We start from the raw sequence: 21095 nt of genomic DNA, 5'->3' as shown, positions 1-21095 counted from the left end.
TGAAGGGGACGGAACTGGAAGAGCGGCAAGGGAAACGTGGGGGACGAAGCAGCGGCGCGGTGGAGCCCGGAACGGGTGCTCGAACTCGCGCCGGACGCCGCGTCGGCGAAGGCCGGGCGCGGGCAGGCCGCACCGGCCAAATGGTCGGGCGCGGGCGCGTCGGGCCGTGCCGTCTGGGGTGCCTGCCAGGGCAGCGGGAAGCGGCCGTACCAGACGGCCGTGGAAACGGCCGGGCCCGCGTTCCGGTGCACCTGCCCGAGCCGGAAGTTCCCGTGCAAGCACGCGCTGGGATTGCTGCTGCTCTGGTCGGAAGGTCAGCTCCCCCGCGAGGAGGAGCCCGGATGGGTGCGGGCGTGGCTGGACGAACGGGCCGCGCGGACGGAGCGAGCCGAGAAGAAGACGGACGCGCCAAAGGATCTCGAAGCGGCGGCGAAACGGGCGCAGGAACGGCTCGCGCGCGTCACCGCCGGGGCCGCTGAGCTGCGCGGATGGCTCGCCGACCGGGTGTCCGCCGGGTTCGCGACGTTCGAGCGCGGCGGTGCCGACGAGCTGTACACGGTCGCCTCGCGCATGGTCGACGCGCAAGCTCCCGGGTTGGCGAACGGCCTGCGCCGAGCGGCGGCATCGGTCGGCCGCGGCCGCGACTGGCCGGATCGGCTGCTGGCCGAGTTGTCGCTGGTCTACGTGCTCGCGGACGCGGCGAACAGGCTGGAGTCGCTGGCGGCCGCGCTCGCGGACACCGTGCGGACCCGGCTCGGATTCTCGGTGAGCAACGCGCAGGTGCTGGAGTCCGGCGAGCGGGTGCCGGACCAATGGCTGGTCACCGGCGCGATCGACGAGGAGCAGGACTCGCTGCGCAGCAGACGCACCTGGCTGCGGGGCAAACGCAGCGGCCGGGACGCACTGGTGCTGTCGTTCGCTCCGCCCGGACGTCCGCTGGACAGTTCGCTGCCGCCGGGGTTCGTCGTAGCGGGAGAGCTGGTGTTCTACCCGGGAGCGGTGCCGCTGCGGGCGGTGTTCGATCATCGCGAGGAACCGGTGGCCCCGGAAAGCGGACCGGTGGGCAGCACGTTCGCTTCGGCGCTCGCCGACCATGCTGCCGCGCTCGCGGCCGATCCGTGGCTGGACCGATGGCCCGTGTTGCTGTCCGGCCTCCGCCCGGCCCGGCACGGGGACGGCTGGGCACTGTCTGATGTGGACGGTGCGGCGCTGCCGCTGGCGCCGGCGGTGGATCCGTGGCCGCTGCTGGCCCTCGCGGCCGAGCGCCCGGTGACGGTGGCCGCGGAGTGGACGACGGCGGGGTTGCGTCCGCTGAGCTGCTGGCATCGCGACGGGATGGTGCGGCTGTGACTGCGTTGAACAACTTCGTCCACGGCTGCCAAGGGAGCGCCGGTTTCCTTTCTGAAGCAAGGAAAGTCGCCTCGCCAACCCTCGCCACCGCAGACCGTCGCCCCGTCGCTTCCCCAGCGGTGTGTGCCGAACTGCTCCACGACCGGACGGTGCGGCCGTGACCGCCTGGAACGACCTGGTCAGCACCGTCCTGCTCGGCACCCGCCGCAGGACCCTCGACCCCGCCGGTTTACCGCACGGGATAAGGGAAATCGCCGAACAACGCGCCGAACCCGCCGAACAAGCGCTCGTCGCCGCGGCGGCGTACACCGGCTACCGGCGCGCCGGGCAGCGACCGCTCACCGGGGTCGATCCCGAACCTGCCGCGGCGGAGGACAACCGGCCGCTCATCCCGGCCGTGGCGCGGGCGCGGCTCGTGCACCTGCTCTCCGCCAACCGTCCGGAACTGGTCGAGGAATGGCTCGCCACGGTGGCGGACAAGGGATTCCGCGTCCCCGCCGAGCGGCTCCCCGCGCTGGCCGACGCGGCACGGACCCGCGTGTCGCTGCGGGCGCCGCTCGCCGCCGTCGCCGGGCCGGTCGGGGCCTGGCTCGGCGAACGGAACCCGGACTGGGCGTTCCTGGTCGCCGCCGCGGACGACACCAGCGACGACGCCTGGCAGTTCGGCACCGCCGCTCGTCGGCAGGCCTGGCTGGAACGCGTGCTCGTCGCCGATCCCGCCCGAGCGCGGGAAGCGCTCGCCGCGGCCTGGAGCACCGAGCCGGCCGACGTCCGCGCGACGTTCCTGGCCCTGCTCGGCGAGCATCTCACCGACGAGGACGAGCCGTTCGTCGAAGCCGCGCTCGGCGACCGGGCGGCCGGGGTGCGCGAGGTCGCGCTGCGGCTGATCGGCCGGTACCCCGATTCGGCCTCCGGCGAGCGGATGATCGAACGGCTGCGCGCCTGCGTCACTGTCCGCAGCCGCGCGCTCCGGGCCGACGTCCTTGAATTCACCCCGCCGGAACCAGACGACAGCCTGATCCGAGACGGCATCCGCGTCCCGCCCGGGCCTGGACAGGGCACGGCCCGGCTGCGCGCGATCATCGCCGCCGCTCCCCTGCGGTTCTGGGCCGAACTCGGCACCCCGGGCGAGCTGGCCGGGATGCTCGTCGAAGGCCCGCCGCTGAACGTGGTGCGCGAAAGCTGGGCCACCGCCGCGCTTCGGCAGGGCAACGAACAATGGGCCCAAGCACTCGTGGAAGCCGAACCGAGCGGACGCAGTACCGCGGCGCTCATCGGCGTGCTGTCGCCCGAACAGCAGGCCGCCACGGTCGCGAAGCTGACTCGCGGGCTGCCGATCGAAGCCCTCACCAGGCTCATCCTCGACCTGCCGCAGCCGTGGCCCGCCGAGCTCGGCACGGTGCTGCTCGACTGGGTCGCCGGGCAGCGCGACCACCGGCTCGTCGCGCACGCGGCCGCGCTGATCGCGAAAGCCGTGCCCGTCGCCTGCCTCGGCCACCCGCTGGCCGAAATCCCGCTTCCCGGCGAAGCCGCCCCGTGGCGGCGCGCAGTCGCCGAAACCCTGTCCTTCCGCCGTGAAATGCACAAGGAGCTCGCATGACGTCCCCCGTCCTCCGGCCGCACGCCGAACAGGAATACGCCGGCGAACTGGCCGCTCTCGCCGCGGCCGACGACCGGGCGAAACCGCCGTCGTGGCGGCTTTCCCCGTGGGCGGTGGTCACCTACCTGCTCGGCGGGACACTCGACGACGGCACCGAGATCAGCCCGAAATACGTCGGACCGCGCCGGCTGATCGAAGTCGCGGTCGCCACCCTCGCCACCGACCGCGCGCTGCTGCTGCTCGGCGTTCCGGGCACGGCGAAGACCTGGGTGTCCGAGCACCTCGCGGCGGCGATCAGCGGGGACTCCACGCTGCTCGTCCAAGGCACCGCGGGCACCGCCGAGGAGCAGATCCGCTACGGCTGGAACTACGCGCGCCTCATCGCCGAAGGGCCGAGCGACCAGGCACTGGTCGAAAGCCCGATCCTGCGCGCGATGCGCGACGGCAAGGTCGCCCGGCTCGAGGAGCTCACCCGCATCCCGGCGGAGGTGCAGGACTCTCTGATCACCATCCTGTCCGAGAAGACGCTGCCGATCCCCGAACTGGGCACCGAAGTGCAAGCGCGGCCCGGGTTCACGATGGTGGCCACGGCGAACAACCGGGACAAGGGCGTCAACGAGCTGTCGAGCGCGCTGCGGCGGCGGTTCAACACCGTAGTGCTGCCGCTGCCGGACACCGCCGAAGCCGAGGTGGACATCGTCCGGCGGCGGGTCGGTCAGCTGGGCGCCGCGCTTTCGCTGCCGGCCGAAGCCGCTGATCTCGCCGAAATCCGCCGCGTGGTCACGGTTTTCCGCGAGTTGCGGGCCGGCCGCACCGAAGACGGCCGCACCGCGGTGAAGACCCCGTCGGGGACGCTGTCCACGGCCGAAGCGATCAGCGTGCTCACCGGCGGCCTCGCACTGGCGGCGCACTTCGGCGACGGCGTCTTGCGCGCGCAGGACGTCGCGGCCGGAATTCACGGTGCGGTCGTGAAGGATCCGGTAGCCGACAGCGCGATCTGGACCGAGTACCTGGAGACCGTGGTGCGCGAGCGGGAAGGCTGGGCCGACTTCTACCGGGCAGGCCAGGAGATCGCCGGATGACCACTCATCTCCTCGGGATCCGGCACCACGGTCCCGGTTCGGCGCGGGCGGTCGCCGCCCGGCTCGCCGAGCTGGAACCGGACGTGGTGCTGATCGAGGGACCGCCGGAAGCGGACCAGCTCGTCGACCTCGCCGCGGACGACGACATGCGGCCGCCGGTGGCGCTGCTGGCGTACGCGTCCGACGACGTGTCGCGCGCGGCGTTCTGGCCGTTCGCGGTGTTCAGCCCGGAATGGCAGGCCCTGCGGTACGCCGCCGCGGCCGGCGTTCCGGTGAAGTTCTGCGATCTCCCGGCAGCGCACCAGTTCGCGCTCGGCGAGGAACGGACCGCGCCCCGCGCCGACCCGCTCGCGGAACTGGCCGCGGCAGGCGGATACGACGATCCGGAACGCTGGTGGGACGACTTCGTCGAGTCCCGCCGCGGCGAGGAATCGCCGTTCGAGGTGATCGCCGACGCGATGACCGCGCTGCGCGAGGGCGAGCGGCCGGAAGATCCGCACGAGCAGCGGCGCGAGGCGTACATGCGGAACGTGCTGCGCAAGACGCGGAAGGAAGGCTACGAGCGGATCGCCGTGGTCTGCGGGGCCTGGCACGTGCCCGCGCTGGCCGATCCGCTGCCGCCCGCGTCCCGGGACCAGGCTGTCCTCAAAGGACTCCCGAAGCGGAAGGTCGTGTGCACGTGGGTGCCGTGGACGCACGGCAGGCTCGCGTCGGTCACCGGCTACGGCGCGGGCGTCCGCTCCCCCGGCTGGTATCACCACCTGTTCAGCACCTCCGGCGATGTCACCACCCGCTGGCTCACCGCGGTCGCAGGAGTGCTGCGCGAGGAAGATCTGCCCGTTTCCACCGCGCACGTGATCGAAGCAGTACGGCTGGCCGACACTCTCGCCGCGCTGCGCGGCCGGTCGTCCGCCGGGCTGGCCGAGGTCGACGCCGCCACCCGCGCGGTCCTGTGCGGAGGCGACGACGTGCAGGCCGACCTGGTCACGCGGCGGCTGGTGGTCGGCGAACTGCTCGGCGAGGTCCCGGACACCGTTCCGCAAGCGCCGCTGGCCGCCGACCTGGTCGCCACCGCCCGGCGGCTCCGGCTCAAACGCGAGCCGCAAGCCCGGGAACTGGATCTGGACCTGCGCACCCCCAGCGGGCTGGACCGATCCCGTTTGCTGCACCGCCTGCAGATTCTCGGCATCCCCTGGGGCGAGCCGGAACTCTCCTCGGTGCGTACCAAAGGCACCTTCCGCGAAACCTGGACCCTGTGCTGGGAACCGGGTTTCGAAGTCGACCTGGTCGCGGCCTCGGTGCACGGAACCACCGTGCCCGCCGCCGCCACCGCGGTCGTGCGCGAAGCCGTCGCCGACTCTCCCGCGCTCGCCGACATCACCGCCGCGGTAGAAGGCTGTCTCCTGGCCGACCTGGGCGACGCCCTGCCGGAAACCCTCGCCGCCCTGGACACCCGCGCCGCCGCCGACGCGGACGTCGCGCACCTCATGACCGCTCTGCCTCCGCTGGCCCGGGCGACCCGGTACGGCGACGTACGCGGCACCGACACTGCGCAGCTGCAGGAAGTCGCCGACCGGATCCTCACCCGGGTCTGTGCCGGGCTGCCGCCCGCCGTGCACGGCATCGACGAGGAAGCCGCCGCACAGTTCTGCGAACTGATCGACAACGTCCACGAAGCCACCGATCTGCTGGGCGACGCCGCGCGCGACCGCTGGTTCACCGCCCTGGCCCGCCTGTCGACCCGCGACACGCTTCCGCCGCTGCTCGCGGGCCGCATCGTGCGTCTTCTGCACGACGCCGACCTGCTCGACGCCGCAGAGGTCGAACTCCGGCTGGGCCGCGCGCTCACCCCCGGCATCGCACCGACGGACGGCGCGAGTTACGTCGAAGGCTTCTTCTCCGGCGGTGCCCTCCTCCTGGTCCACGACGAACGCATGCTGCGCGTCGTCGACACTTGGCTGGCCTCGATCCCGCCGGACGTCTTCACCGAGGTGCTTCCCTTGCTGCGCCGTACCTTCGGTGCCTTCGCCGGTCCGGAGAAACGCGCCATCGGCGAACGCGCCGCCACCCTGTCCGGCGCCCGCCGGGCCGAACCGACGCTCGCCGAAGACTTGGACGAGATCCGCGCCGCGGCCGCCTTGCCGGTTTTCGCCACCCTCCTGGGAGCCGCCCCGTGACCACCGATCCCGAACGCCTCCGCCGCTGGCGCCTCGTGCTGGGCGGAGATTCCGACGGCACCGGCCACGCACTGTCCGAAGGGGACGCTGGCGTCGACAACGTGCTGGCCGCCCTTTACGACGAGCGGCCCAAGAACCCGCGCGGCAGCGGTGACCGCAGCGGCGGCCTGCAAGCCTCCGCGCCGAGGGTCGCTCGCTGGCTGGGCGACATCCGGAGGTACTTCCCCGGCTCGGTCGTCCAGGTCATGCAACGCGACGCCGTGGACCGGCTGGGCATCACCCGGATGCTGCTGGAACCGGAACTGCTCAGCGCCGTGGAGCCGGATGTCCACCTGGTCGGCACCCTGTTGTCCCTCAACAACGTCCTGCCCGAAGAGACGAAGGAAACCGCCCGCACCGTGGTGCGCAAGGTGGTCACCGAGCTGGAAGAACGCCTGGCCGAACGCACCCGAGCGGCGGTGCGCGGCGCACTGGACCGCGCGGCGCGCACCCAACGTCCCCGGGGCGCGGACATCGACTGGAACCGCACCGTCCGCCGGAATCTGAAGCACTACTCTCCCGAGCTGAAAACCGTTGTGCCGGAACAGCTATTCGGCTTCGGCCGCCGGGAACAAAGCGTCCGAAGGGACGTGATCCTGGCTGTCGACCAGTCCGGCTCGATGGCAGAATCCGTGGTGTACTCAGGCGTTTTCGGTGCGGCTCTCGCCTCGATGCGTGCGCTGAGCACGAAATTCGTCGCGTTCGACACCGCGGTCGCTGATTTGTCCGACCACCTGGACGACCCCGTCGACGTCCTGTTCGGCACCCAACTCGGCGGGGGCACCGACATCAACCGTGCATTGGCGTACTGCCAAGGACTGGTGGAGCGCCCGGAGCAGACCCTCTTGGTGCTGATCAGCGACCTCTACGAAGGCGGAGTGCGAGACGACTTGCTGCGCCGGGTAGCGGACCTAGTGGGGTCCGGGGTGCAAGTCGTCACGCTGCTGGCCCTGTCCGATTCCGGGGCGCCGTTCTACGACCACGAGAACGCCGCCGCGCTCAGCGAACTGGGGGTGCCCGCTTTCGCCTGCACGCCGGACCTTTTCCCGGACCTGATGGCCGCCGCGCTCCGAAGGGAGGACTTGAGCCGCTGGGCCGCCTCGGCCACGGCACAGTGACTGCCAGCCGCTGAACCCCGCACCGCCGAAGAACACGGCTCCGGCCCGGCCGGGCGAGCCGCGCGGTCGGGCCGGAAGGATTTCGGCGACCCTCCACCGTTCCCTTTCAGGTCGCGAGGAAGCCGATCAGGCTAGCCCGGCGAGTGTGTCAACCGGACCACGACGGCTCTCTCCTTGCCGCTGCGGAAGCCGAGCCGAGGCACAAAACAGCAGCTCAAGCGCTGCGCCGCGACGCCGCCCTCCCGAACCGCAGCACGCCGTCGTCCACTCGGCTCAGGCGCAGGTCCGCCGCGTCCAGCAGGTAGTTCTGCCGCATCAGCCACGGCCGCCGGTCTCCCTGCCTCGGGAGCACTGAGGCGGCACGGGTCAGGTAGCCCGACGTCAGGTTCATGATCGGCCGGCGCCGGGCCGCCGGGATCGGGGCCGGGCGGGGCACGCACAGGTCGAAACCGTTGCGGGACAGATGGTTCAGCAACCGGCAGACATAGCGGGAGACGAGGTCCGACCGGAGAGTCCAGGAAGCGTTCACGTACCCGACGCACCACGCGAGGTTCGGCACCCCGCCGAGCATCATTCCCTTGTACACCAGTTGTTCCGACGGCTCGATCACCTCGCCGTCCACGCTCAGCTCGATTCCGCCGAACGCGATCACCCGCAGGCCGGTCGCGGTGACGACCACGTCCGCGGGCAGCTGCTCGCCCGATTCCAGCGTGATGCCGTCGGGCGTGAAGCGGTCGATCCGGTCGGTGACGATGTCCGCTTTCCCGCTGCGGAGCGCCCGGAAGAAATCCGCCCCGGGCGTCAGGCACAGCCGCTGGTCCCACGGCCGGTACCGCGGGGAGAAATGCGGATCGACCGGAATCGAGGCGGGCAACTGCTTCGCGGCCGCGTCCCGCAGGAACGCCGCCGCGCGGTCGGGCTGTCGTCGCGAGAACTGGTAGAGCAGCGTCGTCACCAGGACGTTCTTCGTCCGCACCACGTGGTAGGCGAGCCGGGAAGGCAGGATTCGGCGCACCCGGCGGGCGAGCGAATCCGTCCACGGACGGGACAGGACGTAGCTCGGCGAGCGTTGCAGCATGGTCACCGACTCCGCGGCGGAAGCCAGTTCCGGCACCAGGGTGACCGCGGTGGCGCCGCTGCCGATCACGACGACTCGTTTGCCGGACAGGTCCAGGTCGTCGGGCCAGAACTGCGGGTGCACGATCTCGCCGGAGAACGAGTCGCGGCCGGGGAAATCGACGACGTGGCCGTTCTCGTAGCTGTAGTAGCCGCTGCACAAGTACAGGAAAGAACAGGTGAAGGTGACGGTCGCGCCGTCCCGCGCGGCTTCCACTGTCCAGCGGGCCGAGGCTGAGGACCAGCTCGCGCGGATCACCCGGTGCCCGAACCGGATGTGCCGGGAAATCCCGTAGTGCGCGGCGGTCTCGCGAATGTACGACAGGATCTCGGGGCCGGACGCGATCGCCTGTTCCTTGGGCCACGGCCGGAACGGGTAGCCGAGCGTGAACATGTCCGAGTCCGAGCGCACGCCCGGGTACCGGAAGAGGTCCCAGGTTCCGCCGATCGTGTCTCGTGCTTCGAGGACGGCGTACGTCCGGTCCGGCGCCTGCTGCTGCAGCCGGCAGGCCGCGCCGATGCCGGACAGCCCGGCTCCGACTATCAGGACATCGAAATGCGCCACAATTCCTCCCCGCGCGAAGCGACTCCGCCCACCATAAGGCCGAGGCCGCTCCAGGTGGGGCCCCGCCGGACCGGGCCGGGAACCACCGGCCCGGCGGGGAAAACCGGGTTCACCGCAGGGAAATCACCTTGGTGGCGCCGAAGGACTCCTTGAGCGGGACTTCCACCGTGCGCCGCCGCACCGTCACGCGGACGCTGTCCTGCAGCTGCGTCGGGTCGGAAACAGCGAGAGTGTTCCGGCCGAGCGCCACCGAAGCAGGTCCTGAGACTGATACTTCGTCTACGGTACCCGCACTGTAGAAGTTTGCGAGCAGTGTGTTATCCCACAGTCGCAAGGCCTGGACAACGGGCGTATTGGCCCGAACGCGCCACGCGAGCACCGACGCGACCGTCGCCACCACTGACGCGCCCGGCAGGACCGCGTACGCGTACGTCGCGTCCACCGGCTTCGCGCCGTGCTCGATAATGAGCTTCTGGTACCGCCGCGTGTTCGGCGTCGTGGTGCCCTTCGTGTTGGCGCCGGTGTCGATGTCGCGCCACGCGCCGGTCCGGTCTTCGCGCAGTGCGGTGACCTCGGCGTTGTCGAGCAGGACGTACCCGCCCACCTGGTCGAGGTGCAGCCAGCGCGGCCGGTGCAGCGTGCTCGAATCGCCGACCGCGCGCGCGTCGGCCAGCAGCGTGCCGCGTCCGTTTTCGCCGAGGTTGCGGTTTTCGATCGTCGTCCGGACCGCCTGCCCGGACGTGTCGGCGATCCCCGCGCCGAGGCAGACGATGCCCGCCGGAGTGAAGAACCAGGACTTCTTCGCGGATAAAGAACCGTCCTCCGAGACGAAATCCATCGCGTACGCACCATGCCGGGCGTCCCAGCGCACGCCGCCGACGTGCGCTTTCGTCGTCAACGGCGTCGCCGCCAGCGGTCCGGGCGGACCGGCCTTCGCGGTGGTGCCGGGCAGCAGGGCCGGATCGACAGTCGGCCAATAGGCGTCGGAGTAATGGCCTTTCGCGTGGGGAAGGAACAAATACAGCACCCCGTCGCCGACATGCCAGCCGTGCTGGTTCATCCCGTTGATCGACTCATAGCGCGAGATCCGCGTGGAGCCGACGCCGAGCGACGCGGACCAGCCCTCGGTCACGTGCGCCATCCGGTCCTGCTGGCCGAAGATCCGGTGCGTCGCGACCATCGGCGCGGGCCGCACGCCTCCGGCGAGCATCTCCTGCGCGAACTCGATGCCCGGCGTCGCGACGAGGTCCGGGCCGGGTGCGAACCGCTCGGGATCGGGGATTTCCAGGAACGGCGCGTAGGTGCCTTCCTTGATCCACTTGGCGGCCAGCCCGGACAGCTCGGTCTTCGCCGTCCCGGTCGCCGACCGCGCGAGGACCAAAGTCGCGACAGTCAGCTGGTGTCCGATGTCGTGCGCGGTTTCGCCCTGCCGCGACAGCATCCGCCCGCGCACCGGCTCCATCAGCGCACCCGCGTACACGAACGGCGCGAACGTGTCGCCGACCAGCGCGTACACCTTCTGTTTCAGCTCGTCCGGCAGCGCGCACTCGGTGCCTTCGGTGACGTGGATCGTCCCGGCGAGCGCGGTCAGCAGGACGATGCCGTAGTGGCCGGGGTACGGGATGGTGTCGTGCTGGATGAACGAGCCGTCGGTGTGGAAGCCGTCGCCCGCCGCGCGGTTCAGCTTCGCCAGGACGCTGGCCGCTCCCCCGCCGGCGACGTCGGTGATCGCGTCGATGCCGGTGCGGATCCACGCGGTGTCGCCGATCAGCGCGCCGGAGACGATCGAGATCAGCGCCTTGTCCGCCCGGTTCGCGCCGGTTTCGACGATCTTCGGGTTGTTCGCGCGCAGGTTCGGGTTGCCGACGAACCGCTTGATCGGGCTGACGTACCGCGCCAGCTCGTCGGCGGTCAGCTGGTCGGCGACCGTGACGAGGGTGTGCAGCAGGTAATACGGCACGCCGATCTCGTAGGTGTACCAGTTGCCGATCTCGCCGACCTGCGGGTTGTACTGGCTGGCGTAGATCAGCTCCAGCGCCTTCTTGATCCCGTCGAGCACCTTCGGATCGCCGGAAAGCGTGCTGCCCGGAGTCCCCCAGTCGACTGCGATCGCGCGCAGCCGGGCGTACATCGACGTGGTGTAGTCGCTGCCCGGACCGAGCGGCAGGTCAGTCCACAGTGGACCATTGCCGGAGACCGACATGCTGTCGTAGTACGACTTCGCGACCCGGCCGAGGTTCTTCAGCGCGGCCGTGCGCTCCAGCGACGGACGGTTGATGCCCGTCTGCAGCTCGCGGTAGCCAGCCACGATCGATTTCAACGGATCCGGGGCCGGCGCGGCGAAGGCCGGGCGCGCGGTGGCGAGGAGCGCGGCCGACGCGGCGGCGACGGCACCGCCACGCAGTGCGGTTCTGCGGTTCACGGGCATGACGGTGCCTCCCAGTGGGGTTGGATGTGCGTGGCCAGCCCGAGCTGGCCACGCACGAAGAGGGGTCTGCTCAGCGCGCTCCGTCGACACGGCGCGGCAGTTGCCAGGGGTTCGCCTCCCGCAGGGCTTCCGGCAGCAGCGCGTCCGGGAAGCCCTGCCACGCCACCGGGCGCAGGAAACGTTCGATGGCGGCGGTGCCGACCGACGTCGTGGTCGGCGCGGTCGTCGCCGGGTACGGGCCGCCGTGCTGCTGCGCCCAGCTGACCGTGACGCCGGTCGGCCAGTCGTTCCACAGCAGCCGTCCGGCGAGCCGGGTCAGCGACGGCAGCAGCGGACGCACGAAGCCGGCGTCGCTCTCCTCGCCCTGGATCGTCGCGGTGAGACCGGGTTCGAGGCTGTCCAGCACCTCGATCAGTTCCGCCTGGCCGGAGTAGGTGACGATCAGCGACGCGGGTCCGAAATGCTCCTCGCGGACAGCCTCGCCGCCCGCCAGGAACTCCTTCGCGGTAGTCGCGAGCAGCGACGGAGTGAACGCGTCGCCGTCCTGCGTGCCTTCCACGACCGGCTGCACGCCCGACACCGCACGCAGGTCCGCGAGCTTCCGCGCGAACCCGGCCGCGATGCGGTCGTTCAGCATTTCCTGCTGAGCCACCGCGCTGACCGCCTCGCGCAGGGTGTCGTCCAACCCGTGCCCCTCGGGCAGGAACAGCAGACCCGGTTTCGTGCAGAACTGGCCCGCTCCGAGGCTGAACGACCCGGCGTAGCCCTTCGCCACCGCCTCGCCGCGCGCGGCGACCGCACCCGGCGTGACGACGACCGGGTTGACGCTGCCCAGCTCGCCGTAGAACGGAATCGGCACCGGCCGCGAGACCGCGATGTCGAACAGCGCCCGCCCGCCCGGCACGGAACCGGTGAACGAGGCGGCGGAAATCCGCGGGTCCTTGAGCGCCGTGACGCCCTGCTCGACTCCGTGGATCACCGCGAACGCCCCCTCCGGCGCACCGGCGGCGGTCAACGCTCGCGCGACGATCTCGCCGGTCCGCGTCGAGAGTTCTTCGTGGCCGGGGTGCGCCTTGAGCACCACCGGACACCCCGCGGCCAGCGCGGAAGCGGTGTCGCCGCCCGCGACGCTGAACGCGAACGGGAAATTGCTCGCGGCGAACACGAGCACCGGACCGATCGGCACCAGCACGCGGCGCAGGTCCGGCCGGGCGCCCATCGGCCAGGCCGGGTCGGCGTGATCGACGGTCGCGCCCAGGAATTCGCCGTCGCGCAGCACTTCGCCGAACAGCCGCAGCTGGAACGTGGTGCGCGCGAGTTCGCCCTTCAGCCGCGGCGCGGCCGGAAGGCGGGTTTCCTGGTGCGCCAACGGGATCAGTTCCTCGGCGGCGGCGTCGAGCGCGTCCGCGGCGGCGGCCAGCCACTCAGCCCGTTCGGCAGGGGTGCTTTCGGCGAACGGCCGGGCGGCGGACGCGGCTGCGGCCAGCACGCTTTCCAGGTCCGTGGCGGAAGTTTCGCGGCTCAATGGATCTCCTCGTCAAACAGAGTCAGGACGCCGAGTGCGCGGCGGCGGTGGCGGCGTGCAGGTCCGGCCAGCGCGCGGGCCCGGCGAGGCCCAAGTGGTAGAGGTGCAGTTCGGTCGCTCCGGCTTTCGCCAGTTCGGCTACGTACGCCTCGATGTCCGGCACCGGGCTCGCCGCGACCGCGGTGATATAGCTGCCGATCACGACCCGTTCCGGCAACGCCCGCCGTGCGGCCGCGACCGCGTCGACGCTGGCCTGGCCCGGTGCCCAGTTCTGCAGCACCACTGTTTCCGCGTCGTCCGCGGCCGTCGGGGTCAGCCCGGGCAGCGCGCCGGTGACCCACGGGTCGAGCGCGCCGTGCAGCACGATCCGCGTACCAGGCTCCAGCACGGCCAGAACCGCGGCGCGCAACGCGTCGGTCGCCTGCTGCCGACTGGAAAGCAGCGTTTCCTTCAATCCAGCCGGAAGCCTGTCCTCGGCCGCCGACAAATCCGCGGTCGCGATCAGCCGCTGCACCTCAGCGCGCAACTTCTCCCGGACGTCCGCCGGGTCGAACCCGGTCCAGCCCTCCGCACAAGCGGCGCAGCAACAGATCGACAACAGCCGCGCAGTCGCCGCAGCCCACACGCCGTCGGTTTTCTCGTGCTGGTGCTGATGCACGGCCCCGAGCGGACCGCACGCCTCCAGCACCACCGACGAAAGCTTCAGTCCCGCAACCGATTCCGCGGTCAGCGTCGCCGCGTACTCGCGTACGGCAGGCTGCGCCGGGCACAGCGCCCAAGGGTACGTCTCGCCGAAGCAGTTGCGCACGGCGTACAGCGGGAATTCGGCGCCCAGCTGCGAGTTGTGCGTGAGCACAATCCACGCGGCCGCCGGGACTCCGGCCTCGGTGAGCCGCCGGACCGCGTCACCGCCGCTGTCCTCCGCGGAGACCCAGTCCGGGGTGGCCGGGACGAGATCCCGGCCTTCCCACGCTTCCGCGCGCACCGGCCGGTAAAGCGCGGCGGTCCGGGCGACCACCGACGTCCGCTCGGTCGACCACGGCGTCGCGGCCCGGGCGCTGTGATAGGCCAGCGCCACCGCGACCTCGTCCACGCCGAGGTCCTGCGCCCGCTCGACGAACGCGGTGTCGCCGAGCACGTCCCACGGATACGCGTATCCGGTCGCCTTCACCCGCTCACCACCTCGCCGTGTTCGGTTCGAAGCCGGGCGTGTACTTGCGCATGTACGTCACATCGTCCCGTTTGGTCAGTCCACATCGGACATAGTCCTCGTGCGCCCTGGCGAGCGCGTCCTGGTCGAGCGTGATCCCGAGCCCGGGCCGGTCCGGCACCGCGACGGCTCCGTCCACGAAGTTCAGCACGCCCGGCTCGATCACGTCGGCCGTCTTCCACGGCCAATGCGTGTCGCAGGCATACGTCAGATGCGGCGTCGCCGCCGCGACGTGCACCATCGCGGCGAGGCTGATCCCGAGGTGGCTGTTGGAGTGCATGGACAGCCCGACGCCGAAGCTCTCGCAGGCCACCGACAGCGCCTGCGTGTCGCGCATACCGCCCCAGAAGTGGTGATCGGACAGGAGAACGCCGATCGCCCGCGCCCGGAAAGCCGGCTCCAGGTCACCGAAATTGACCACGCACATGTTGGTGGCCAAGGGCATGCTCGCCTCGCGCGCGACCTCGGCCATGCCCTCGATCCCGGGCGTCGGGTCTTCGAGGTACTCCAGCACGCCGTCGAGTTCTGCCGCCACGCGAATGCTCGTCGCTGGTGTCCACGCCGCGTTCGGATCGATGCGCAGCGGGTGCCCGGGGAAGGCTTCGGCGAGCGCGCGAACGCCCTCGATTTCTTGCTCCGGCGCGAAAACCCCGCCCTTGAGCTTGATCGAGCGGAACCCGTACTCGTCGACCATCCGCTTCGCCGAGCCGACCAGTGCTTCCGGCGTCAGGATCTCGCCCCAGCTGTCCTCTTCCGCACCGAGGTGCGCGCCGTACTTGTAGAACAGGTACGCGGAGAAGTCGACGGCGTCGCGGGCTTTCCCGCCGAGCAGGTCGGCGACCGGACGGCCGAGGAACTGCCCTTGCGCGTCCAGGCACGCGACCTCGAACAGCGAGTACACGCTGGCGATCGTCTTGCGGATGGAGAACCCGCCGATCAGGCCGTGCTCGTCGGTCAGCACGGTGCCGGCCAGTGCGCGCGCGATGATCCGCTTGAGGCCCGGCAGGTCGAAAATGTCGTGTCCGGCCAGTTCCGGCAGCACCTTGCGCACCTCGCCGAGGAACGCCGCGTCGCCGTACGATTCGCCGAGGCCGCCCACGCCGTCGTCGCACACCACCTGGACGACGCCGCGCAGCGCGAACGGCTCGTGCACGCCCATCACATTGAGCAGCGGCGCGTCCGCGAACGCGACCGGGGTCAGCACCACGTCCCGGATCTTCATCAGAGGCCTTTCAGCACGGCGAAACCGTTGTCGACGACCTTGCCGAGCCGGTCGATCTGCTCGGGCGTCGGCTCGATCAGCGGCGGCCGGACGGTGCCGACCTTGTCCCCGCGCAGCCGGGCGGCGGCCTTGACCAGCGACACGGCGAAGCCGGGCGTCTCGTCGCGCAACGCCACCAGCGGCAGGTAGAACCCGGCGAGCAGCGCGTCCATCGTCGCGTTGTCGTCCTCGGCGAGCGCGCGGTGGAACCGGTGCGCGATCTCCGGCGCGAAGCAGTGCACCGCCGAGGAGTAGCGCGCGACGCCGATCGCCGCGTACGCCTTCGCGGAGACCTCCGCGGTCGGCAAACCGTTGAAGAACAAGAAGTCCGCGGAACGCCGCGTCCCGAGCGCGCGGATCGTGGTGACGATCCGGGTCATCGTTTCGACGTCGCCGTAGCCGTCCTTGATCCCGACCACCGACGGGATGTCCAGCAGCTTCGCCGCGGCCGGCGCGGTGAACACGCCGGTGCTGCGGTGGTAGACGATCACCGGCACCGAGGTGTCGCCGACTGCGTAGCGCACGTAGTCGACCAGCCCGTCCTGCGGCCCGGTGACCAGATACGGCGGAAGCAGCAGCACCCCGTCGGCGTTCCCCACCCGCGCCGCCGCGACGCCCGCGCGCGCACCGGCCGCGCCGCCGCCCGCGCCGACCCACACGGGCACGCGGCCGTTCGCCACCTCGCGCGCCTTGGCCAGCAGCGCGGCGACCTCGTCGACCGACAGCGAGCTGAACTCCCCGGTGCCGCACGCGACGAACAGCGCGCCCGCACCGGCGGCGATGTGGCTCTCCACGTTTTCCGCGAACCCGTCGAGGTTGATCTCGAGGTCTTCGGTGAACGGGGTCAGCGGGAACGCCAGCAAGCCGTCCAGCTCGATCTCGGTCTGTGCCATCAGTTTCTGCTCCAATGTTCACATTCTTGAATGGAGTCTGTTATCGTGACTATGTTCACCCACAAGAACGCTGTTCGGGACGCTAATATGGCCGGACTCACAAGTCAACGGCCCGGTTGGAGGACGCGCATGGCGCAGAAGACGGACCCCGCCACCGCTCCCGCGGAGTCCGCGGGCGTGAAGTCGGCGCGGCGCGCCATCGACCTGATCGAGACGTTCGCCGCGAACGACGTGTGGCTTTCGCTGTCGGATCTCCATGCGCGCACCGGGTTCCCTCGCTCCAGTCTGCACGGTTTGCTGCGCACTCTGCTCGACGCGGGCTGGCTGGAGGCCGACGCGAACTCCGCGCGCTACCGGCTCGGCGTGCGCGCGCTGATCTGCGGCACCGCGTACCTCGACCGCGATGCGATCGTCCCCTACGCCACCGAAGCGCTGGAGCGCATCCGCGAAAAGACCGGCTTCACCGCGCATTTCGCGCGCCGCAACGGCACCGAGGTCGTCTACTTGGAGACGCGCGAGTCGCAGCACTCCACGCACCTGATCTCGCGCGTCGGCCGCACCCTCCCGGCGCACGCGACCGCGCTGGGCAAGGCCTTGCTCGCCGAGCTGACCCACGAAGAGGTCGAGGCGCTCATGCCCGAGGAGCTGGTCGCGCTCACCCCGAACACGATCACCACGCTCGACGCGCTGCACGCCGACCTCGCGCGCACCCGGGAACGCGGGTACGCCGCCGAGATCGAAGAGGGCACGCTCGGCGTGCGCTGCGTCGCCGCGGTGATCCCGTACCGCATTCCCGGCACCGACGCGATGAGCTGCTCGATGCCGCTGGGCAAGGTCACCGACGCCGACGCCGAACGCGTCGGCGAGCTGCTGGCCGAGACCACCGCCGAGCTCGGCCAGCAACTGCGCCGCGCCGGAATCCGCTGACCGCCGCCACCGTGTCGCCCGCCCGCGGGCTTTCGTGAGAGGAAATCCATGCCAGACCAGCGTGTGCTGATCACCGGATCGGCCGGCGTCGTCGGCACCCTGATGCGGCCGCGACTGCGCCGTGAAGGCCGGGTGCTGCGGCTGCTCGACCTCGCCGACCAGCCCGCCGCCGAGGACGGCGAAGCGGTCGAGATCATGACCGGCTCGGTCACCGACCCCGACGCGATGGCTGCCGCCTGCGCGGGCGCGGACGCCCTGATCCACCTGGGCGGGCTCAGCCGCGAGGCCTCGTGGGACGCCACGCTCGACGTCAACATCAACGGCACGCACACCGTCCTCGAAGCCGCGCGCGAAGCCGGGATCCGCCGGGTCGTGCTCGCGTCGAGCAACCACGCCGTCGGCTTCCGCCGGAACGACGAAGCGGGCGAGAGCGGTCATCCCGCCGACTCCAGCCCGCGGCCGGACACTTATTACGGCGTAAGCAAAGCCGCCATTGAAGCGCTGGGCAGCCTGTACGCGTCGCGCTTCGACATGGACGTGATCGTCATCCGCATCGGCTCCTGCTTCGAGACGCCGCTGCCGCTCGGCCCGCGCGGACTGGCGACCTGGCTGTCGCCGGACGACGGGGCGCGGCTGTTCGAGGCGTGCCTCAGCGCGCCGTCGCCGGGCTACCGGCTGATCTGGGGCGTCTCGGACAACACCCGCCGCGTCTACTCGCTCGCCGAGGCCGAGGCGCTGGGCTACAAGTCCCACGACAACGCCGAAGTCTACGCCGACCAGCTGGCTGGCCAGCCCGGCCCGACCGGCGCCGCCGCCGAACACCTGGGCGGGCCGTTCTGCACCGCGCCGCTGGGCGTGTTCAACCCGCTCTGAGAGGTACTCTCGCCCACGGGACCCTCGAGGAGGAGGACGCCGTGGGCGAGCTCGGGCCTGCCGACACGAACGGCATCCTTTCCCTGCCGTGGATCTGCCCGGAACGCACCAGCGCGGGTCTCGGCTGGGACCGGATCTACCTGTCCAAACAGCGCGAACGGCCGTACCGCGCGGAGTTCGGGCCCGCCAGCACGCACCAGCTGATCCTGCACCTCGCCGGTCCGGTCACAGTCCGCCGCGGCATCGGGTCGGCGCACGAGCGCAGCAGGCGCATCCCGGCGGGCGGGCTCTTCCTCCAGCCTTCGCACCAGGAACTGTCGGTGGAACTCGGCGGCGAACTGGACACGGTGCACGTGTACGTGCCGGATTCGGCCGTGCAGGAGGCCGCCGGATCGGACGGTCCGGTCCGGCTGGCCGACGAACTCGGCAGCGTCGATCCGCTGCTCGAACAGCTGGTCCTCGCGCTCGACCGCGTCGTACGGGAGTGGGAGCCGGGCGCTCGCGCGTATGCGGACCAGCTCGGCACGCTCGTCGCCGCGCAGCTCGCGCGTCAGCACCGGGCGGGTCGGTGCGTTCCCGCGGCGGCGCGGCCGGTCGAGGCGCTGACGGACCGGCAGTTCGCCCAGGTTCGCGAGCTGATGGACGAACGCCTGGCCGAGCCGCTCGGGCTGGCCGAACTCGCCGCGGCGGCCGGGTTGAGCGTCAGCCGGTTCACCCGGCGGTTCAAAGCGCGCACCGGGCTGCCGCCGCACCGCTATCTGCTGCGGCTGCGCGTGGAGCAAGCCGGGTTGCTGCTGCGCACCGGCACCGAACCGATCGCGGACATCGCCGTGCGCTGCGGTTTCTCCCACCAGGAACACCTCACCCGGGTGCTGCGCACCCACCTGGGCACCACGCCCGCCGCGCTTCGCCGGGACGGCTGACGCGCGCGTTTCGTGCAGCCGGCTCAGCACGTCTGTGCAGGCGCGGCTTCTCCCTCGCCCGGATACTCGACGTACCCGCGTGGAAGGACCGTCGATGTTCACCTACACCGCCAACCCGGCCCGGGTCGTGTTCGGCAGCGGCACGCTCGCCGTCGTCCCCGACGAGGTGCGGCGGCTCAACGCGAGCCGCGTGCTGCTGGTGGCCGGGAAGTCCGCGACCGCGGCAGCCGACCGGACCGCCGAGGCGCTCGGCCCGCAGCTCGCCGCCCGCTTCGGCGAACCCGCCATGCACACGCCGGTCGAGGTCACCGAACGCGCGCTCGGCCTGGTCACCGAGCGCTCCGCGGACTGTGTGGTCGCGATCGGCGGCGGATCCGCGACCGGGCTGGCCAAGGCGCTCGCGCTGCGCACCGACCTCCCGCAGATCATCGTGCCGACCACCTATGCCGGGTCCGAGATGACGCCGGTTGTCGGCGAAACGGAAAACGGCCGCAAGACCACCCAGTCGTCGCCGAAGGTGCTGCCCGAGGTGGTCGTCTACGACGTCGACCTCACCCTCGGCCTGCCCGTGCCGACCTCGCTGACCAGCGGTGTCAACGCGATGGCGCACGCGGTCGAGGCTCTCTATTCGGCGCAGGCGAACCCGATCGTCGACCAGTTCGCCCTGGAGGCGATCCGGCTGCTCGCCGCCGCGCTGCCGCGGATCGCCGCCGATCCGTCCGATGTGGACGCTCGGACCGACGCGTTGCGTGCCGCGTGGCTGGCCGGTTCGTGCCTGGGTTCGGTCGGGATGGGCTTGCACCACAAGCTGTGCCACACCCTCGGCGGCAGTTTCGGGCTGCCGCACGCGGAAACGCACACGATCGTCCTGCCGCACGCCATGGCTTACAACGCGCCGAACGCCGCCGACGCGATGCGCCGGATCGCCGAAGCACTCGGCGCACCGGACGCGCCGACCGCCGTGTTCGATCTGATCGCGAGCCTGCCGGTGCCGCATTCGCTCGCCGAAATCGGTCTTGCCGAAGGCGATCTCGCCAAGGCCGCCGAACTGGCCGCCGCCGCGCCGTACCCGAATCCTCGCGAACTCACCCGCGACGGCATCGAAGACCTGCTGCGGCACGCGTGGGCGGGCACCCGTCCGGCCCCCGCGGCGGGCACACCGCCGGATCTGCGCGGGCTCACGCAGGAGGTCGTGGACAGCTTCGCCGAAACACCGGACCCGAGGCTGCGCGAACTGCTGACCGAGCTGGTCCGGACGCTGCATTCGTACGTCGTGCGCACCGACCTCACGCAGGCGGAATGGGAGTGCGCGATCGGCTTCCTCACCCGCACCGGGCAGATCAGCTCGGACACCCGGCAGGAGTTCATCCTGCTGTCGGACACCCTCGGCGTTTCGAGCGTGGTCGACGTGCTCACGAACTCGCGAACGCCGGACACGACGCCGTCGGCCGTGCTGGGCCCGTTCTATGTCGAAGGCCCGCCGGAAACCGAACAGGGCGCGGATCTCGCCGAAGGACTGCCGGGGACTCCGCTGTGGACCGATGTCCGGGTGACCGAGCCGGACGGAACGCCGGTGCCGGACGCCGTCGTCGACATCTGGCAGTCCAATGAGGACGGTTTCTACGACGTCCAGCTGCCCGATCTCGACGGTCCGGTGCTGCGCGCCCGGTTCCGCACCGACGCCGAAGGCAGGCTGCGCTTCTGGACCATCGTGCCGTCCGCGTATCCGATCCCGGACGACGGCCCGGTCGGCAGCATGCTGGCCGCGACCGAACGGCATCCGTACCGCGCGCCGCACGTGCATTTCATGATCGCCAAACCCGGCTACCGCACGCTGGTCACCCAGCTGTTTGTGCGCGGCGGCGACTACCTCGATTCCGACACCGTGTTCGGCGTGAAGGACGGCCTGATCGTCGACTTCGCCGAGCAGACCGGCCCCGCGCCGGACGGGCGCGAACCCTGGCGCCGACTCGGCTTCACCTTCCGCATCTCCCCCGCCTGAACCCCT

The 21095-nt window shown here is 71.1% G+C and carries 15 protein-coding genes; 9 read left to right on the top strand and 6 right to left on the bottom strand.

Annotated features, from left to right (window positions below):
• The first annotated feature begins 36 nt into the window (after window positions 1-36).
• The 5 genes from ATK30_RS37265 (at window position 37) to ATK30_RS37245 (ending at window position 7366) form a co-directional block, all read left to right on the top strand.
• On the top strand, window positions 37-1350 hold the full coding sequence (locus ATK30_RS37265; protein WP_167442067.1) for an SWIM zinc finger family protein: 1314 nt from the start codon (window positions 37-39) through the stop codon (window positions 1348-1350).
• Window positions 1351-1507: 157 nt separating this feature from the next.
• Window positions 1508-2950, top strand: a complete 1443-nt coding sequence (locus tag ATK30_RS37260) for a DUF5691 domain-containing protein (RefSeq protein ID WP_101439433.1) — start codon at window positions 1508-1510, stop codon at window positions 2948-2950.
• The gene (locus tag ATK30_RS37255) at window positions 2947-4032 is read left to right on the top strand and encodes an ATP-binding protein (protein ID WP_101439432.1); all 1086 of its coding nucleotides are present in this window, start codon (window positions 2947-2949) and stop codon (window positions 4030-4032) included. Before ATK30_RS37260 ends, ATK30_RS37255 begins: the two co-directional genes overlap by 4 nt.
• On the top strand, window positions 4029-6209 hold the full coding sequence (locus ATK30_RS37250; protein ID WP_101439431.1) for a DUF5682 family protein: 2181 nt from the start codon (window positions 4029-4031) through the stop codon (window positions 6207-6209). The genes ATK30_RS37255 and ATK30_RS37250 overlap by 4 nt, the downstream gene beginning before the upstream one ends.
• Window positions 6206-7366, top strand: coding sequence for a VWA domain-containing protein (locus ATK30_RS37245; protein ID WP_101439430.1), 1161 nt, complete (start codon window positions 6206-6208; stop codon window positions 7364-7366). Before ATK30_RS37250 ends, ATK30_RS37245 begins: the two co-directional genes overlap by 4 nt.
• 214 nt (window positions 7367-7580) lie before the next feature.
• Here the strand turns inward: ATK30_RS37245 and ATK30_RS37240 are convergent, their stop codons facing one another.
• The 6 genes from ATK30_RS37240 to ATK30_RS37215 all read right to left on the bottom strand — a co-directional run bounded on the left by ATK30_RS37240 (window position 7581) and on the right by ATK30_RS37215 (window position 16364).
• Window positions 7581-9050: a flavin-containing monooxygenase gene (locus tag ATK30_RS37240; protein ID WP_101439429.1), complete on the bottom strand. Its 1470-nt coding sequence runs from the start codon at window positions 9048-9050 to the stop codon at window positions 7581-7583.
• Between the two features lie 106 nt (window positions 9051-9156).
• Window positions 9157-11475, bottom strand: a complete 2319-nt coding sequence (locus ATK30_RS37235) for a polysaccharide lyase 8 family protein (RefSeq protein ID WP_101439428.1) — start codon at window positions 11473-11475, stop codon at window positions 9157-9159.
• A gap of 70 nt (window positions 11476-11545) precedes the next feature.
• On the bottom strand, window positions 11546-13000 hold the full coding sequence (locus ATK30_RS37230) for an aldehyde dehydrogenase (NADP(+)) (RefSeq protein ID WP_101439427.1): 1455 nt from the start codon (window positions 12998-13000) through the stop codon (window positions 11546-11548).
• Window positions 13001-13022: 22 nt separating this feature from the next.
• Window positions 13023-14171, bottom strand: a complete 1149-nt coding sequence (locus ATK30_RS37225; RefSeq protein ID WP_101439426.1) for a cupin domain-containing protein — start codon at window positions 14169-14171, stop codon at window positions 13023-13025.
• Window positions 14172-14175: 4 nt separating this feature from the next.
• The gene (locus tag ATK30_RS37220; protein WP_101439425.1) at window positions 14176-15432 is read right to left on the bottom strand and encodes a glucarate dehydratase family protein; all 1257 of its coding nucleotides are present in this window, start codon (window positions 15430-15432) and stop codon (window positions 14176-14178) included.
• Complete coding sequence (locus ATK30_RS37215) at window positions 15432-16364, bottom strand: 5-dehydro-4-deoxyglucarate dehydratase (RefSeq protein ID WP_101441267.1); 933 nt, start codon at window positions 16362-16364, stop codon at window positions 15432-15434. Before ATK30_RS37215 ends, ATK30_RS37220 begins: the two co-directional genes overlap by 1 nt.
• Window positions 16365-16493: 129 nt before the next feature.
• Between ATK30_RS37215 and ATK30_RS37210 the strand changes: the two genes are divergently transcribed.
• From ATK30_RS37210 to ATK30_RS37195, 4 genes are all read left to right on the top strand, one after another.
• Window positions 16494-17291, top strand: a complete 798-nt coding sequence (locus ATK30_RS37210) for an IclR family transcriptional regulator (protein ID WP_101439424.1) — start codon at window positions 16494-16496, stop codon at window positions 17289-17291.
• Between the two features lie 48 nt (window positions 17292-17339).
• Window positions 17340-18164, top strand: a complete 825-nt coding sequence (locus ATK30_RS37205; protein WP_101439423.1) for an NAD-dependent epimerase/dehydratase family protein — start codon at window positions 17340-17342, stop codon at window positions 18162-18164.
• A 41-nt stretch (window positions 18165-18205) separates the two neighbouring features.
• The gene (locus ATK30_RS37200) at window positions 18206-19087 is read left to right on the top strand and encodes a helix-turn-helix domain-containing protein (protein WP_101439422.1); all 882 of its coding nucleotides are present in this window, start codon (window positions 18206-18208) and stop codon (window positions 19085-19087) included.
• Window positions 19088-19181: 94 nt separating this feature from the next.
• Window positions 19182-21089, top strand: coding sequence for a maleylacetate reductase and hydroxyquinol 1,2-dioxygenase domain-containing protein (locus tag ATK30_RS37195; RefSeq protein WP_101439421.1), 1908 nt, complete (start codon window positions 19182-19184; stop codon window positions 21087-21089).
• Window positions 21090-21095: the final 6 nt, after the last annotated feature.

Source organism: Amycolatopsis echigonensis (assembly GCF_002846615.1).
GTDB classification, from domain to species: Bacteria; Actinomycetota; Actinomycetes; order Mycobacteriales; family Pseudonocardiaceae; genus Amycolatopsis; species Amycolatopsis echigonensis.
Note: the sequence above shows the minus strand (reverse complement) of the source record. Positions and strands in the feature narration are given on the sequence as shown.